Origin of the sequence: Halolamina litorea (assembly GCF_026616205.1) — an archaeon.
Classification (GTDB): domain Archaea; phylum Halobacteriota; class Halobacteria; order Halobacteriales; family Haloferacaceae; genus Halolamina; species Halolamina litorea.
This window is the reverse complement of sequence record NZ_JANHGR010000001.1, coordinates 792,407-805,557: the sequence shown is the minus strand read 5'-3', so window position 1 is coordinate 805,557 and position 13,151 is coordinate 792,407. Positions and strand designations below refer to the sequence as shown.

Sequence of the window (13,151 nt, the reverse complement as noted above, 5' to 3'; positions counted from 1 at the left end):
AAAGCGGTCGGTTCTACAGTTCGAGCCGTTCGGGGTAGTCGGTGAAGTTCTCGTAGCCGTCCTCGGTGACGACGGCGATGTCCTCGATCCGGACGCCGCCGTGTGCGGGGTCGTAGAGCCCCGGTTCGATCGTGACGACGTGGCCCGGCTTCAGTTCGTCGCCGCGGGGGGAGAGCGACGGCGCCTCGTGCACGTCGAGGCCGATCCCGTGGCCGGTACTGTGGATGAACCCCGTCTCCGTCGCGGGGTCCGCCCGGAGCGTGGGGTAGCCGGCGTTCTCGTACACCTCACAGACGGCGGCGTGGACCTCGGCGCCGGTCGCGCCGGGCGCCAGCGCGTCGAAGGCGGCCTCCTTGGCCTCCTGCGTGAGGGCGTACCACTCGGAGATGGTGTCGCTGGCCTCGCCCTTGACGAAGGTGCGGGTCATGTCGGAGTGGTAGCCGTTCTCCTTGTCCCGGGGGAAGATGTCGACGATGATCGGCTGGCCGGCCTCCAGCGGGCCGCTCCCGCGGTCGTGGGGGTCGGCAGCGTCGACGCCGCAGGCGACGATGGTCTCGTCCAGCGCACAGCCGTGCTGGAGCAGCGTGACCTCGATCTCGGTCGCCACGCGCTCGCTGGTCAGCGGTTCGCCCTCGTAGTAGAGGACGCCGTTCTCGACGCTCGCGGCGTCCAGCAGGTCCTCACAGGCCTGCATCGACGCCTCGTTCGCGAGCGTGGCGTCGCGGACGTACTCGATCTCCTCGTCGGTCTTCACCGCGCGGATGTCGTCGACGACGCCCGCCGAGTCCACCGCCAGTGCGATCCCCTCCTCGCGCAGGCCGTCGGCGGCGCCGACGGGGAAGCTCTCGGGGACGGCGACGGAGTCGACGCCGTGGGCGTCGAGGAACGCGGCCTGTAGCTTCGCCCGAGCGGTTCCGGGTTCGTACTCCTCGCGGAGCGACTGGTAGTCGTAGTCGGAGGTACGGTCGACGACGCCCCGGGCTTCCTTCGAGGCGCGGCCGTACTCCAGTCCCGAGGCGAGGAGGGCGGTCTCCTCGGGCGTGTAGACCGTGAAGAAGGGGTCTGGCGCGTCGAAGCCCGAGAGGTAGCGCTGCGTGGAGTCGTCGCCGGCGGCGTAGACCGCGTAGCCGTCGAGGCCCTGCTCGTCGAGGTAGGCGTCGAGGGCACTGGTGTCGATGTCCATGCTCCGAACCGCGGCCGGCGGAGGCAAAGGCGTTGCCGTCGCGGTCGGTTCCGCCCCGGTCCAGCGGCGACCACGGGGCGGGCAGGAGAGGTACGTCACCGAGCGACGCCGCCGGCCGGGTATGCGACACCCGGGACCACGGCGGTGTCGAGTGTGGGTTCGGTACGAGAGTGTTCAAGCCGCGGGAATCTAGCGTGTGCTTAAGTCATCAGGGGACCAACAGTCTTGTACAGAGGTGACGCGACTATGGAGAAAAACGTCGGAGGACTCGACCGTATCGCCCGGTTCATCGTCGGACCGCTACTGATCATCGTGGGGCTCGCCGCGTTCGCCGGGCTCTTCACGCCCGCATTGGGCACCACCGTCCTGGTGCTCGCAGCCGTGTCGGTCTTGGTCGGTGCGGTCTTGACCGTCACCGCCGCGACCCAGAAGTGTCCGCTCAACTCGGTTATCGGGCTCGACACGTACGGGAAAGGCCCCGCCTGAGGCGCGTCGCCCGACGAGGTGACGCCACGGGTGGGGACGGCGGTTGGTCGCTTACCAGGTGCCGTGGAACGTGTCGAACTCCAGCGAGTCGAGGGGCTCGTGGCCGACCGCGATCTCGTACTCGCCGGGGGTCAGCATCGGCTTGTGGAACTGCGGGCCGTCGTCGGTGGTGATCCGGGGACAGCCGGTGTTGACGAACGCGTCCATGTCGAAGTTCCGCAGGCGGTCCGGCGTGACCTCGTCCATCGTGATGAGGTAGGCGTTCTCGTTCTCCTCGACGATCTTCTCGGCCATCTCCCAGCGGCCCTGCCCGATCTTCGTACAGAAGATGACGCCCCACTTCTCGGCGTCCATCGCGCGGTGGACGGCGCCGTAGCGCTGCTTCATGAACTTCTCCGTGTCGGCGACGGTGACGACGTTGTTCACGGGGTCGGCGATGACGACCTTCTTGTCGGGGTGTTCCATCGCCAGCCCGAGCGGGTGGAACTTCCCGCCGCCGACGTAGAGCACCTGATCGGCGTCGATGTCCGCGGAGGCGTAGTTGCAGCCCAGGACTTGGCCCTCGTGGGTCAGGCGGTCGTCGCCCTTCCGGGTGTGGACCTCGTACCCCTTCTCCTGCAGCCACTCCTTCATCTCCGGGAAGAGGTTCATGTGCTGGGCCGTCGTGACCAGCCCCACGTCGTCCTCGGGGAGTTCCTCCAGCGCGTCCTCCATCATCGGGAACACGTCGACGTTCGAGAAGAGCGGCACGTAGATGATCTTGTCCGAGTTCTTCATCGGCGAGTGGCCGAAGTGCACGAACACGTCGGTGCGGCGCATCAGGAACGTGTCGAGGTCGCAGGCGCCGTAACAGGGCTGGCCCGACAGCATGAACGTCACGTCGTCGGGGGCGAGCTCCCGCAGGTCGTCGGCGACGGCGGGGCCGCGGCGCTTGAGCCCTTCGGGGAACTGCAGGCCGACCTTCTTGGCGTCCTTCTCCTCGATCTCCTCGATGATGCGTTCGAGTTCGTAGTCCCACTCCCGGTCGTGTTTGAGGGACATCCCCGTGTTCCGGAGGTCCCCTTCGGTCGTTGCGTCGCCCGCGGCGTCCTGACTCATTAGCGGTGCTACCGGGTGTGGACGGATAATCCCCGCGCTTCCGTCAGTCCCGTGCTCCCGCCCCCCACGCTTTCTTGCCGGTCGGAATCGACAGTATCCCTATGCATCGGGGGGGCGACGAACTCGGGCATCGCTCGGCGGAGCTGAGCGGCTGGGCCGACGAACTCCGGGCGGCCGACCCCGCCGACGTCGACGAAACGCTCGCCGGCGCCGTCGAGTTCGCCGCGGCGACCGGTGACGCCGCGAGGGGCGTCGACGCCGGGGACACCGAGTCGGCGCCCGAATCGACGTTCACCTGTCGGTTCTGTCGTCGGGAGGTAGCCGCGGCCGAAGCGCTCGACGCCGATGGCCTGCCGCTCGGGGGGTTCGAGTGGGTCGCCGATCCGGACCTCGGCAGGCGGGAGGCCTACCACCGCGAGTGCATCGACGCCGGCGAGGGCCGCTTCCTCCCGTGGGCTGCGAGCGGCGTGCTCGGCGACGAGTAACGGGGACACGGCTGCCCGTCGGTCAGTCCCCTCCGACCGACCGACGGGGCAGGGGCCCTTCCTCCGGCGACGGCCGTCACGTGATACCGGTCCGTCTCCTTCCTGCCGGAGCCATCTCCCCAACACGTGTAAGCACGCCACAAGCTTAACACATCGCCTCCTGACGGAGGCCGGGACCCTGACGTTTATTCACACGACTCTCGAACGCCGACGCATGAACGCGTCACGACGCCAGTTTCTCGCCGCTGCGGGTGTCGGTCTCGCCGGTCTCGCGGGCTGTACGGCGCCGGAGGGGGAACCGAGCGTGGCCGGGCTCGACAACCCGGAGGACCAGCCGTTCGCGAGGCTCTACGAGGCGGTCTCGCCCTCCGTCGTCCGGCTCCGGGTGTACGACGCCGGCGGCGTCCGTGGCGAGGGGTCGGGCTGGCTCTACGACGACGACGTGTTGGTCACGAACGACCACGTCGTCGACCTCGCGGACACGGTCCGCGCACAGTTCGCTAACGGGGAGTGGGTGACCGCCGAACTGCTCGGCACCGACCCGTACAGCGACCTCGCGGCGCTCTCGGTCGACCCGCCGGTCGAGGCGGAGCCGCTGCCGCTGCTGGCAGAACAGCCGCCAGTCGGCACCCGCGTCGCCGCCGTCGGCGCGCCGCTGGGGCTGGAGGGGTCGCTCACCACCGGCGTCGTCTCCGGGCAGAACCGAACGATATCCTCGGTCCGGAACTTCACCATCTCCGGGGCGGTCCAGACCGACGCCGCCGTCAACCCCGGCAACAGCGGCGGCCCGCTGCTCACGCTCGGCGGCGACGTGGCGGGCGTGATCACGCAGGCCGGCGGCGAGAACATCGGCTTCGCAGTCAGCGCCGCCCTGACCGAACGGGTCATCCCGGAACTGATCGAGAACGGCCAGTACGAACACTCCTACCTCGGCGTCCGGATCCTCCCGGTCACGCCGCTGCTGGCGGAGGCGAACGACCTCGAGGCCGCCCGCGGGGTCTACCTCGCGGCGGTGCCCGCCGGGAGTCCCGCCGACGGCACGTTGCGTGGCGGGGCCGAGACCGTCATCGTCGAAGGGTCGCCCCAGCCGACCGGCGGCGACGTGATCGTCGCCCTCGACGATACGCCCATCGCCACGACCGGCCAACTCGGCACCTACCTCGCCCTCGAGACCAGTCCGGGCGACACCATCTCCGTGACGGTGATCCGCGACGGCGAGGAACGGACGCTCGACGTGACACTCGGCACCCGTCCCGACCCGCGCTGAGCGACGGAGCCGGGTCGGGGTCGGCCTCAGTCCTCCATCCGGTCGATGAGGTCCTCGAACTGTTCGCGCCGGCCGTCGACGGCCTCCCGCCTGAGCGCCTCCTCCTCGTCGCTGGGACAGTCGAGGTCGGGCACTTCCGTCGGCCGGCCGTCGTCGTCGAGCGCGACGAAGGTGAAGTAGGAGGCGGTGGTCTTTCGCTCCTCGTTTTCCCGTGGGTCCTCGGCGCGCACGTCGACTTTCACGTCGATGCTCGTGCGGCCGGTGTTGAACACGTACGCTTGGACCACCGCGACCTCGCCGAGGTCGATAGGCGAGATGAAGTCGACGTGGTCCATCGACGCCGTCACGACCTGCTTGTTCGCAAAGCGCATCCCCGCGATGGCGCCACAGATGTCCATCCAGTGCAGCACCGCCCCCCCGAGCGCCCGGCCGAGGTTGTTGGTGTCGTTGGGCAGCAGCAGTTCGGTCATCTCGGTGTAGGACTCCGCGAGCGTCGCCGTTTCGGTCATACCCGGGAGTGGACGCGGTGCCCACTCAAAGCCGCCGGTCGGCGGTTCGGCAGCGCGCGGACGTGGCCGCCCGTCGCTCGCGCCGACGGTGACTCATAAGGCGCTCCCCCGTGAAACAGGAGTATGTCCGCAGACACCGCCGCGTTCTCCTACGACGGCGGTCGGGTTCACCCCGGCGAGACGGCCCACATCCGCTACACCGTGAGCGAGACGTATCTGGGCGAGCCGGTTCGGATGCCCGTCACGATCATCAACGGCGTCGAGGACGGGCCGACCTGCTTCCTCTCGGCGGCGATCCACGGCGACGAACTCAACGGCGTCGCCGCGGTCCGGGAGGTCGCCCACGAGTGGGACCACACCGACATCGCCGGCACGGTGGTCTGTCTCCCCGTCGTGAACGTCCCGGGGTTCGTCGCCCAGGAGCGCTACCTCCCGGTGTACGACCGGGACCTCAACCGCTCGTTCCCGGGGCACCCCGACTCCACCAGCTCCCGACGGATCGCCTACGACGTGTGGCGGAACTTCGTCGAACCGTGTGACTTCGGGATCGACTTCCACACCTCCACCCGCGGGCGGACCAACGCGTTCCACGTCCGGGCTGACCTGACCGACCACGGCGTCGCCGACCTCGTCGAGGCGTTCGGGGCCAACATCGTCTTCGACGGCGAGGGGCAGTCGGGGATGCTCCGCACGGAGGCGACCGACCGAGGAATCCCGACGATCACCGTCGAGATGGGCGAGGCCCACCGCTTCCAGCGGGAGTTCATCGACCAGGCGCTGGCGGGCGTCCACAGCGTCTTCGGCGCCTACGACATCGAGCCGAACGCGACGCCCGCCCGGCCCGAGTGGCGAACCGTCGTCGACGGTTGGGCGGAGAAGACGTGGATCAGGGCCGACGCCGGCGGGATCGTCGAGGCCCGCTTCGAGCCCGGCGACGTGGTCCACGAGGGCGAGACGGTCTGTGAGATCTCGAACCCGTTCAAGACCGAGTCCGTGGAGATGACCGCGCCGTTCACGGGGCTGCTGGTCGGGACGTTGGAGAACCCGGTCGTCTCGCCGGGGAACCCGATCTGCCACCTCGTCGAACTGTCGCCGGAGACCCGCGAGCGGATCGAGGCCCAGCGGGTGCCGGCGGCCGCGGACTGACTACTCGTCGCGGTCGACGCCGTCGACGCCGAGTTCCTCGGCGGTGCGGCCGGCGGCGTCGAGCACGGCGTCGCTCACCTCGATGGGGCAGTCGGCCCGGATGGCGATGGCGACGGCGTCGCTGGGGCGGGCGTCGAACGTGAGGGGTTCGGGCTCGCCGGCCTCGTAGCGCTGGGCGTCGATCTTGGCGTAGAACGTCCCTTCCCGGAGGTCGTCGATGCGAACGCGGTCGAAGGCGCCGCCGAGTTCCGCGACCATCTCCACGAACAGGTCGTGGGTCAGGGGTCGGTCGAAGGGGTCACCCGCCATGCCGCGCCGGATGGCGTCGGCCTGATCGTCGGTGACGAAGATCGGGAGGAACTCCCCGCGAGCCGCCAACACGGCCGCGGGGACCTCCTTTCCGGACGGCGTGTCGCCCGTGGCGATGCCCGTGAGTTCGGCGACGTGAGACATATGGGAACGATACCCACGAAACGGCAAATAGCTGTCGCGGGGCCGAACGTTGATAGCCTTCGATGACCAAGCTTCGGCTGAATGGACCGACGAGTCGTGCTGGAGGCAGCGGTGCCGGTTTTCGACGTAGCGACGCCGGACGCGGCCGTCGGCGCCGCGATCTCGAAGGTCGGGAAGTCGCTCAACCCCGACCTCTCGTACGTGAACATCGAGCCGCGGCGTCGTCGGTCACCCCGTGGCGACGATATCCCGCCGGCGACGGTCGCGGCCGGCGAGGCGCTGGTCGCGCTGGAACTGGAGATGGTCGTCTACGACGTGGCCAGCGACGAACACGCGATCCGGATCGCCCGATCGGAGATCGGTAGCCGGCTGGACGGAATCTCGCTCGAACGGGTCTCGGTCGGTCCCGTCGAGGACGAACCGGCCGACGAGGAGACGGCCGAGACGAGCGACCCCGAGTCGGACAGCGACGGCTCGCTCTTGCCCGAGTTCGAGGAGATGGTCGAGCGCAACACCGAGTGACGGCGTCGCCACTCGGAGCGTAGTGGTCGTGGAGGACGGCCGGCCGCGACTCAGTCGGCTGTAGGAGTGACTGTCTCCTGTTCGGAGAGCGATTCGGTCAGACCGTTGACCAGTTCGAAGACCGCGTGCTTGTGGTCGGTCTTCGAGCGGTGGATGGACGTCGGCTGGACGCCGTACGCCTCGTACCCCTCGAGGTCGAGTGTCTCCTCGGACTCCTCGTACTCGGCTCGTACCTCGGAGAGAAGGCCGTGAAGGTGGATGAGTTCCTGCTTCTTCATACCCATCGCGTTGTACCGGCCGGAGGGTTATAGGATTACTTTGAGCCATGTTAACACGGCCGGCCGTCAGAGAGTTCATTCCTCCCGAAATCGACGGAATAGACCCATCCGCCGACATAACACTTGGGGCCACCGAGCGCTCTTCAGCGCCCGCCGACGGACGGGACGCCGCCCTCCTGCGGGTTGACCCGCACGGGCCGCCGTGGGACCGGCCGGTTCCAGTCGTTTCAAGTCGGACGGCCGGGTTCTGTCGGTATGGAGAACCCCGACCCGCAGGCGCTGATCGAGCGCGCCGGCGAGGCCCTCGACGCCGCGTACGTTCCCTACTCCGAGTACCCTGTCGGTGCCGCGGTGCTGACCGCCGACGGCGAGGTGTTCACGGGCTGTAACATCGAGAACGCCAACTACAGCAACGCCCTCCACGCCGAGGAGGTCGCGGTGGGAAGCGCGGTCCGGGCGGGCCACCGCGCTATCGCCGCGGTCGCCGTCACCTCGACGGAGAGCGAGGGGCTGACCCCCTGTGGGATGTGCCGCCAGACTCTCGCGGAGTTCGGCGACGAGGACGTGCCCGTCTACTGTGACACCGGCGACGGCGAGTACGTCGAGTACACGCTGGGCGAACTCATCCCCGACACGATCACGCCGGGGATGCTCGGTATCGACCCCGACGCCGACCGGGAGTGACCCTCCGCGCGACAGTCATTTCCCCACCCGGTCCCTACACCGGATCATGTACGTCCGCGACGCACGAAACCGGGACGAGGCGTGGTTGCTCGACCGGATCGAGGAGATGGGGCTCGACAGCGTCGCCTTCCGCTCGCGCGACTACGTGATCGCGGTCGACGAACGCTCGAACGACCGGGCGGGCTTCGGCCGCTACCGGATCCACAAGACCGACGAGGGCGAACGCTGTGAACTGACCGGGATCGGCGTCGTCGACGGCTGGCGAGGGCAGGGCGTCGGCGCCCACGTCATCGAGCGCCTGATCGACCTCGCCGCCGACGAGGGGTTCGAGACGGTGTACTCGATCACCGACAGCGACGACTACCTCCGGCAGTTCGGCTTCGACGACCCCGAAGAGGTACCGCCGGTGATCGAGCGCCGCCTCGAACAGAAACGCGAGACTGTCGGCGAGGACGTGGTCGTCGTCGCCATCGACACCGCCGGGTTCGAGATGCCCGCGGAGCTACGTGAACGCTTCAAACGGGCCGAGAAGGGCGCCGACGAACCGGACGAACCCGAGGAGTCCGCCGAGGACTTCGGTATCGACGCCGAGGAGGCGACCTACAAGTACGACACCGGGAGCTGATCCGACCTACTACTGGAACATCCGCAGCGGCGTCGCCTCCGAACTGGCGTCGCCGCCGTCCTGCATCCGGCGGGCGAGTCGTTCTTTCGCCTGCTGGATCTTCTCGGCCTGGGACTCGAGCATCCCCACGGACACGTCGCGGCCGATGATCGGTTCGATGCCGCGTTCGAGCAGCGTCTTCGCCGCCACGGGGTCCGGGAAGCGCGGGTCGCACTCGACGATGAGGCCGACGGCGTCCAGCCCGTTCTCGACGGCGTGGCCCAACAACGAGCCGGCGGGTCCGGAGACGACGCCGCGCTCGGGAGGTCGTGCGAGCCCGGCGTCGCCGACGGTATCGACGCCCGCCCCGGAGCCGACGCCGAACAGCTCCGGCGTCGAGGAGCGCTGCTTGGTCGGGAGGCCGGCGATGAACACCGGCGTCGCGTTGTCCTCCAGCCACGGCGCGAACGCCGCAGCGAACTCCTCGGCGGCGTCGGCCTCGACGGGGATATCGCTCTGCAGGACCAGCACCTCGCCACGGTCGTCGGCGTACAGCCTGACGGGACTGGCGAGTTCCGGGGTACCGCGGTCGTACACCGCGACCTGATCGAAGCTGTCGGAGTGGACGTTGGCGTAGTGTGTCAGGTCCATCGCGTCGACCATGTGGTCGGCGACGATCTTCCCCACTAGCCCCGCCCCCGGGAACCCCTCGACGAGCGTGGGGTTGTGGAGATCGACCCCCTCGTCGACGACCCGTATTCGTGCCATGCCCGTCCCGTCGCAAGGGATCGCCTAAAGAGCGGGGGGCGCCCCCGTCCACCGAAAGCATATACCCCGTTCGACCAACCGGGGTGGCGTGTCCCTGAAACGCTACCTCGGTCTCGTCCGGGGCGCCCTCCTCCTGTCCGGGACCGTCGTGCTCTGTTGGGGCGTCTACGTCGGTGCGACGATCCCGGAACCGCCACCGGATACAGACGGCGTCCCCGTGGGGTTCGCGGTGGCGTTCGTCCTTCTCGACCACGCTGGCGGCGCGCTGCTCCTCCAGTCCGGCTACGCGCTCCCGCCCGGCACCGGCCGGTTCCGGTTCGGCCCGCTCGCTGACCGTCCCGCGGCGGTCCGAGCCGCGGTGCTGACCGCGGCGTTCGCCGTCGCGGTGGTGCTGCTGACGGTGCTCGGGTGGATACTCCCCGACTCGCTCCCCCGACTCGTCTCCGGCACGTACGCGTTCTCGTGGCTGGGGGCGGCCGTCGGGACGGCCGTCGGCATCGCCGTCACCGTCGTCCTCGGGGCGGCGACGGCGCTGGTCCGTCTCGCCCTCGGAGAGCCGCTCCTCGGGGGGGGGGACTGAGCCGCGCCGCTCCGAAACCGACAAACGCCGCGGGCGGCCATTCCGGGTATGAACCCCCTCGACCGCTACGAGCGCCTCGTCGACGACGCCGAGGCGTTCCGCGACGCCTGCGACCGGCCGCTCCCCTCCGTCGTCCGGGTCAACGAACAGCGGGTCACGCCCGAGCGTGCCCGCCGCGCCCTCGACGAGGAGGGCGTCGAGTACGAGCGCGTGGAGTGGAACGACCGCCTACTGCGTCTACCCGAGGGCTCGCCCGGTACCTCGTGGCCATACGTCCACGGCTGGCTTCACGGACAGGAGGAGGTTTCCGCGCTCCCCGCGCTCGCACTCGACCCCAACCCGGGCGACCGGGTCTGGGACGCCTGTGCGGCCCCCGGGAGCAAGACCTGCCACCTCGCGGACCTGATGGATGACTCGGGCGTACTGATCGGCAACGACAACAACCTCGGCCGGCTCTCGGCGCTGCGACACAACGCCGAACGGCTCGGCGTAAGCAACCTCGTTGTCACCAACAAGGACGCCCGGAACTTCTCGCTCGACCAGATCGGTATCGACGCCCTCGACGGGGCGGTCGCGGACGTTCCCTGCTCGTGTGAGGGGACCTGCCGGAAGAACCCCGACGTGCTGGAGAAGTGGACGATGAACCACGTCGAGGGGCTCGTCGGCGTCCAGAAGGGGATCCTCAGTCGCGCCATCTCGTTGACCCGCCCCGGCGGCGAGGTGGTCTACTCGACATGCACGTTCGCCCCCGAGGAGAACGAGGCCGTCGTCGACCACGCCCTCGAAACGACCGACGCCGAGATGATGGAGTGGGACGCCCCGCTCGAAACCGCGCCCGGCGTCACCGAGTGGGAGGACCAGCAGTTCGACGAGTCACTGACGAAGGCCCATCGGGTCTACCCCCACCAGAACGACACGGGTGGATTCTTCGTCGCCAAACTGCGCGTCGGTGGCGCCGACGCCGGCGACGAGGAGGTGGAAGCATGAGCGAGAACGACGGCCAGCGTTTCGATCGACTGCCGGCGACGCCCGCCGACCGCGAGGTCGAGGGACGGGCCTCCCGCGAGGAGGTCGTCGACTGGTGGGAAGAGCGCTTCGGCGTCGACCCCGAGACGTTCGAGGACGTCACCTTCTGGGAGAAGGGATCGGGGAAGATCTGGGCGTTCAGCGCCGACCTCCCGTCGCCGATCCGCGTCGAGGGGCTGGGGATGACCGTCCTCCGGACCCGACAGGAGCACTGGAAACCCACCACAACCGGCGTCAAGCGCTTCGCCCGCGACGCGACGAAGAACGTGATCGAACTCGAACCCGGTGAGGCGTCGGCGTTCGCCGCCGGCCACGACCAGCAGCTCGACCGCTGGGACGGCGACTGGGGCTACCTGATCGCCGCCCACGAGCTCGCCGGCGAGCGCGAGCCGATTGGGGTGGGGCTCTACCTCCACGGCGAACTCCGCTCGCGGGTTCCCAAGGGGTATCAGGAAGACCTGGCCGTGCTGGACTGACTACTCCGCCGTCGACTCCGCCTTCTCCCGAACGGTCCCGCCGCTGAGCCCCTCCCACTCGACCCGATAGCCGAGCGCCGAGAGCGCCGCGGAGGCGTCGGTGATACCGTGCTCGGCCAGTCGCTCCTCGGCGTCGGCGAGGGACATGCCGGCCTCGATTCCCTCGCCGGCCGCATCGAGAACCGTGGGTCGGACGAGCGTTCGCCCGACGAGGCGGTGTTCGGGGAACGACTTGCCCTCGACGGCGTCGACGCTTACGCCGTACTCGGCGGCCAGTTCCTCCAGCCCGATCGCGTCGGCCTCGGGGACGATCTGGTCGGGGAGGTCGGCGGCCGCGTCGGCGACGAGGCCGGCCTCGAACGCCCGCAGCGCGTCGAGTACGTCCTTCACGCGCACCGAGCCGGCGTAGGGGATCGCGCGGTGGTCCCGAGCCTCGATCGCCTCGCTCGCGGCCAGGGACTCGTCAACGGCGACGAGGAGTTCCACGTCCTCGACAGTCTCCAACTGCGAGAGCTTCTTCTCGACGTACTCGGGCGTCCAGAACCCCATGATCTCGAAGTAGACGCGGAAACGCTCGGCCACGGTGCCCACGTCGGCGCCGGCCGGTGCGTAGTCGAACGCGAAGTCCGGAATCATCACGCGGGTGCCGGTCTCCAAAGGTTCGGGCTCGCGGACGAGCTCCCAGTCGGTGTCGAGGCTCGCGAAGGCCGCCGCGAACTCCGACTCGACCGCGGAGTCGTAGGTCGGCTCCGAGATCGGTTCGACGCCCGGCACGGACACGTCGGCGTCGGTGAGCGTCATCGTCCGCTCGCGCCCGCGGTCGTCGATGGTCGCCGAGAGCCGCCAGTCGTCGGTCTTGGCCACCGAGCGCAGCAGCCGCGCGAACGAGGTGCCGTAGCGCCGGGTCGCCCGGAACAGCGAGTCCGGCCCGGTAACGACCAGTTCCCGGCCGTCGTCGGTATGCCGGACCTCGTACATCAGCCCCAACCGCTTCACGGCGCTCACGAGGTCGGCCGGCTCCGAGGAGCGGACGCGGACCTCGGTGGCGTCGAACAGCGCGGTCTGGGCCAGCGAAAGGTCGTACTGCTCCAACAGCGTTTCGGGGCTCCAGCGCGGCTCGAACGCCGCGAGGAGTTGGTTCTCGTCGCGGTCGGCGTAGAGTGACCGCTCGACTGTGTCGGCGTCGACGCCGAGGCGATCGGCGGCGAGCGAGAGCGCCTCCGTGCGCTCGTCCTCGCTCGCGACGCCGACGGACTCGGCACTCTCGAAGACGACCCGCCGGGTCCGCTGCGGTGGCACCGCCGCCCGGGTCTCGAACGTCGCTTCGCGCTCCAACAGCGCCGCCAGCCCGCGGACCAGTTTGAACGAGTCGGCCCCGCGTTCGGCGTCGTCGAGTGCCTCCCGGAGCGTCGCCCGACGCTCGCCGACGTGGCCCTGAAACGTCCCCAGCAGGCTCGCCGCCAGCGCGCGGTCGCCCTCGTCGGTGAACTGTGGGTGGTAGCCGCCGCCGGCCCGCGACACCCGGAGGTGTTCCTTCCGCAGCACACCCGGCGTTGGCGGGGGGCCGGTAAAACGCCGCCGGAGCG

17 protein-coding genes are annotated in these 13,151 nt (G+C 69.3%); 10 read left to right on the top strand and 7 right to left on the bottom strand.

What is annotated here, in order from left to right; all coding sequences use genetic code 11:
• Positions 1 to 13: 13 nt before the first annotated feature.
• Positions 14 to 1,183: a M24 family metallopeptidase gene (locus NO998_RS04335; RefSeq protein ID WP_267645836.1), complete on the bottom strand. Its 1,170-nt coding sequence runs from the start codon at positions 1,181 to 1,183 to the stop codon at positions 14 to 16.
• Between the two features lie 246 nt (positions 1,184 to 1,429).
• On the opposite strand from NO998_RS04335, the gene NO998_RS04330 reads away from it, so the two are divergent.
• Complete coding sequence (locus tag NO998_RS04330) at positions 1,430 to 1,669, top strand: YgaP family membrane protein (RefSeq protein WP_267645834.1); 240 nt, start codon at positions 1,430 to 1,432, stop codon at positions 1,667 to 1,669.
• 51 nt (positions 1,670 to 1,720) lie between these two features.
• Here the strand turns inward: NO998_RS04330 and dph2 are convergent, their stop codons facing one another.
• Positions 1,721 to 2,767 carry a diphthamide biosynthesis enzyme Dph2 gene (gene dph2 / locus NO998_RS04325; RefSeq protein ID WP_267645833.1) on the bottom strand — a complete coding sequence of 349 codons (1,047 nt, stop codon included), beginning with the start codon at positions 2,765 to 2,767 and terminating at the stop codon, positions 1,721 to 1,723.
• Between the two features lie 101 nt (positions 2,768 to 2,868).
• Here dph2 and NO998_RS04320 point away from each other — a divergent pair, with 101 nt between their 5' ends.
• Complete coding sequence (locus NO998_RS04320) at positions 2,869 to 3,252, top strand: hypothetical protein (protein WP_267645832.1); 384 nt, start codon at positions 2,869 to 2,871, stop codon at positions 3,250 to 3,252.
• 214 nt (positions 3,253 to 3,466) lie between these two features.
• Positions 3,467 to 4,519, top strand: a complete 1,053-nt coding sequence (locus tag NO998_RS04315) for a S1C family serine protease (protein WP_267645830.1) — start codon at positions 3,467 to 3,469, stop codon at positions 4,517 to 4,519.
• A 26-nt stretch (positions 4,520 to 4,545) separates the two neighbouring features.
• Here NO998_RS04315 and NO998_RS04310 read toward each other — a convergent pair whose 3' ends face one another.
• On the bottom strand, positions 4,546 to 5,028 hold the full coding sequence (locus NO998_RS04310; protein ID WP_267645828.1) for an acyl-CoA thioesterase: 483 nt from the start codon (positions 5,026 to 5,028) through the stop codon (positions 4,546 to 4,548).
• A gap of 123 nt (positions 5,029 to 5,151) precedes the next feature.
• Here NO998_RS04310 and NO998_RS04305 point away from each other — a divergent pair, with 123 nt between their 5' ends.
• Entirely contained in the window at positions 5,152 to 6,174 is a 1,023-nt protein-coding gene (locus NO998_RS04305) for a succinylglutamate desuccinylase/aspartoacylase family protein (protein ID WP_267645826.1), read from the top strand.
• Here the strand turns inward: NO998_RS04305 and NO998_RS04300 are convergent, their stop codons facing one another.
• A complete protein-coding gene (locus tag NO998_RS04300; protein ID WP_267645825.1) occupies positions 6,175 to 6,627 on the bottom strand; it encodes a bifunctional nuclease family protein in 453 nt (150 codons plus the stop codon).
• Between the two features lie 81 nt (positions 6,628 to 6,708).
• Here NO998_RS04300 and NO998_RS04295 point away from each other — a divergent pair, with 81 nt between their 5' ends.
• Positions 6,709 to 7,149 (top strand): DUF555 domain-containing protein, encoded by a 441-nt coding sequence (locus NO998_RS04295; protein WP_267645823.1) that lies wholly within the window; start codon positions 6,709 to 6,711, stop codon positions 7,147 to 7,149.
• Between the two features lie 50 nt (positions 7,150 to 7,199).
• On the opposite strand, the gene NO998_RS04290 is transcribed toward NO998_RS04295, so the two are convergent.
• Complete coding sequence (locus tag NO998_RS04290) at positions 7,200 to 7,427, bottom strand: UPF0058 family protein (protein ID WP_267645822.1); 228 nt, start codon at positions 7,425 to 7,427, stop codon at positions 7,200 to 7,202.
• A gap of 255 nt (positions 7,428 to 7,682) precedes the next feature.
• On the opposite strand from NO998_RS04290, the gene cdd reads away from it, so the two are divergent.
• Both cdd and NO998_RS04280 read left to right on the top strand, forming a co-directional pair.
• Positions 7,683 to 8,111 carry a cytidine deaminase gene (gene cdd, locus NO998_RS04285; RefSeq protein WP_267645820.1) on the top strand — a complete coding sequence of 143 codons (429 nt, stop codon included), beginning with the start codon at positions 7,683 to 7,685 and terminating at the stop codon, positions 8,109 to 8,111.
• Between the two features lie 46 nt (positions 8,112 to 8,157).
• Entirely contained in the window at positions 8,158 to 8,736 is a 579-nt protein-coding gene (locus tag NO998_RS04280) for a GNAT family N-acetyltransferase (RefSeq protein ID WP_267645819.1), read from the top strand.
• Positions 8,737 to 8,745: 9 nt separating this feature from the next.
• On the opposite strand, the gene NO998_RS04275 is transcribed toward NO998_RS04280, so the two are convergent.
• Positions 8,746 to 9,483: a proteasome assembly chaperone family protein gene (locus tag NO998_RS04275; RefSeq protein ID WP_267645818.1), complete on the bottom strand. Its 738-nt coding sequence runs from the start codon at positions 9,481 to 9,483 to the stop codon at positions 8,746 to 8,748.
• Positions 9,484 to 9,571: 88 nt separating this feature from the next.
• Between NO998_RS04275 and NO998_RS04270 the strand changes: the two genes are divergently transcribed.
• The 3 genes from NO998_RS04270 to NO998_RS04260 are packed head-to-tail and all read left to right on the top strand — an operon-like array spanning position 9,572 to position 11,565.
• On the top strand, positions 9,572 to 10,063 hold the full coding sequence (locus NO998_RS04270; protein WP_267645817.1) for a hypothetical protein: 492 nt from the start codon (positions 9,572 to 9,574) through the stop codon (positions 10,061 to 10,063).
• A gap of 48 nt (positions 10,064 to 10,111) precedes the next feature.
• Complete coding sequence (locus NO998_RS04265; RefSeq protein ID WP_267645815.1) at positions 10,112 to 11,050, top strand: RsmB/NOP family class I SAM-dependent RNA methyltransferase; 939 nt, start codon at positions 10,112 to 10,114, stop codon at positions 11,048 to 11,050.
• Complete coding sequence (locus NO998_RS04260) at positions 11,047 to 11,565, top strand: DUF7122 family protein (protein ID WP_267645813.1); 519 nt, start codon at positions 11,047 to 11,049, stop codon at positions 11,563 to 11,565. The genes NO998_RS04265 and NO998_RS04260 overlap by 4 nt, the downstream gene beginning before the upstream one ends.
• On the opposite strand, the gene NO998_RS04255 is transcribed toward NO998_RS04260, so the two are convergent.
• Positions 11,566 to 13,110, bottom strand: a complete 1,545-nt coding sequence (locus tag NO998_RS04255; RefSeq protein WP_267645811.1) for a DUF790 family protein — start codon at positions 13,108 to 13,110, stop codon at positions 11,566 to 11,568.
• Between the last annotated feature and the right edge of the window lie 41 nt (positions 13,111 to 13,151).